Origin of the sequence: Micromonospora sp. NPDC052213, assembly GCF_040679695.1 — a bacterium.
Lineage (GTDB): Bacteria > Actinomycetota > Actinomycetes > Mycobacteriales > Micromonosporaceae > Micromonospora.
On the sequence record NZ_JBFAVI010000343.1, the window covers coordinates 1 to 1,711 of the forward strand.

The following is a 1,711-nucleotide window of genomic DNA, read 5'->3' on the forward strand; positions in this document are numbered from 1 at the left end:
TTGAAGGTCGCCCAGCCGTGTCCGATCCTGACCGGATTGGCGAGGCCGGCTCCGCTGTGCGGGTAGTACCAGAGGTTTCCGTTCGCATCGACTCCAAGGACGTCGGCGGCACCGTCACCGCTCCAGTCCGCAGCCATGACGTGCTTGAAGGTCGCCCAGCCGTGTCCGATCCTGACCGGATTGGCGAGGCCGGCTCCGCTGTGCGGGTAGTACCAGAGGTTTCCGTTCGCATCGACTCCTAGGACATCGGCGGCACCGTCACCGCTCCAGTCCGCGGCCATGACGTGCTTGAAGGTCGCCCAGCCGTGTCCGATCTGCGTGTAGCCAGACAGTTTGTAGCTGTTGTTCGGGTAGTACAGTAGCCTCCCTGAAGAATCGACTCCTAGGACGTCGGCGGCACCGTCACCGCTCCAGTCCGCAGCCATGACGTGCTTGAAGGTCGCCCAGCCGTGTCCGATTCCGACCGGGTTGCCGAGGCCGGCTCCGCTGTGCGGGTAGTACCAGAAGTCACCGTTGGCAGCGACTCCCAGGACATCGGCGACACCGTCACCACTGAAGTCCGAAACCCGTTCGCCGTCAGCCCCGGGCAGGCCGGCGGAAAGGCGGTTCTGGCTCACGGGTGCGGTGCCCGTGGGATAGTTGGTGCCGGTCTCCACGGTATTGGGGATTTCGCGGCTGAGCTGAGAATCGCAGTAGACGATATTCCAGTGAAGATGTGGGCCGGTCACGTTTCCGGTAGCGCCGGACGTGCCGATATGCTGCCCCTGCGCCACCAATTGCCCTCTGTTGACGATGGTGGCGCTGAGATGAGCGTACTGAGAGCAACGGTTGTTGCCGTGGTCGATCAAGGCGATGATGCCTCCGCCGGCGCTCCATCCCTCGTAGTAGACGGTGCCGGCCGCCGAGGCGACAATCGGGGTGCCTTGCGGCATGGCGAAGTCAACGGCATGCCGATTATAGCCGTCGTTGTGAGAATAGCCGCTTCCGGGCGTCTGGGTAATGGTGTACGCATGTCCAGCCCGGTAAGGTAGCTTGAACGGTGCGCCATTGCCGGCGAGTGCGGACTCCTGAGGAATCAGGATTCCGAGCACGGCGACAAGCGCAGCCAAGCTGACTGCGATATCGCGACGCAAATGGACCTCCTTGTGTCTACGATCGGCACGGAATTTGGAATGTCTACCTTGCAGCTGCACGGTCATGAGCCACGGAGGTTCGGGCGCGATCTGGCCCAAAGGGTGTCCCAACGGGGCCGAGACTGTCAAGAACGCCAATGGTTCTCTGCGTAATGGCCTGTTGCCCCGCCATGGGCGGCGTCCTTGAACTTGCCAGGCAGCTGATCAGCGAGGCCGAGTTGAGGTCTGCCCGCCCAAGGGGTCCCGGTACTCCGGTCTCGGCTCGGCATCGACGTCGAGCGCGTACCCCCGCCGCGCCGGGAAAGCCTTCCACGTCCAGCCCCGACGGTGGATGCTGCCCGTCAGGTGCACTCTGGAATGCGCCGACCGGCTGCTGATCTACCACGAACGACATGCCCTCGCCGTTGTCGGCGAGTACGTCGACCACTTCAACAACCACCGCCCGCACCAAGGACGGCAGCAGCTGAGCCCGTCGCCCGCCACTCCCCAGACGCTGAGCCACGAACTCCTTGGACTGCGACTGGAACCACTGGATCAGCACCTCGGTCTCGCGCGCCGACAACACCGGCCGGTGGGCG

At 64.0% G+C, this 1,711-nt stretch carries 1 protein-coding gene and 1 pseudogene; one reads left to right on the forward strand and one right to left on the reverse strand.

Annotation, left to right across the window (positions count from 1 at the left end; translation table 11 throughout):
- Nucleotides 1–1,199 (reverse strand): VCBS repeat domain-containing M23 family metallopeptidase (locus AB0L34_RS33755; protein ID WP_363709724.1); only part of this gene is annotated, 1,199 nt, incomplete at its 3' end.
- A 265-nt stretch (nt 1,200–1,464) separates the two neighbouring features.
- Between AB0L34_RS33755 and AB0L34_RS33760 the strand changes: the two are divergent.
- Nucleotides 1,465–1,711: pseudogene (locus AB0L34_RS33760) on the forward strand (hypothetical protein); the annotation flags it as partial.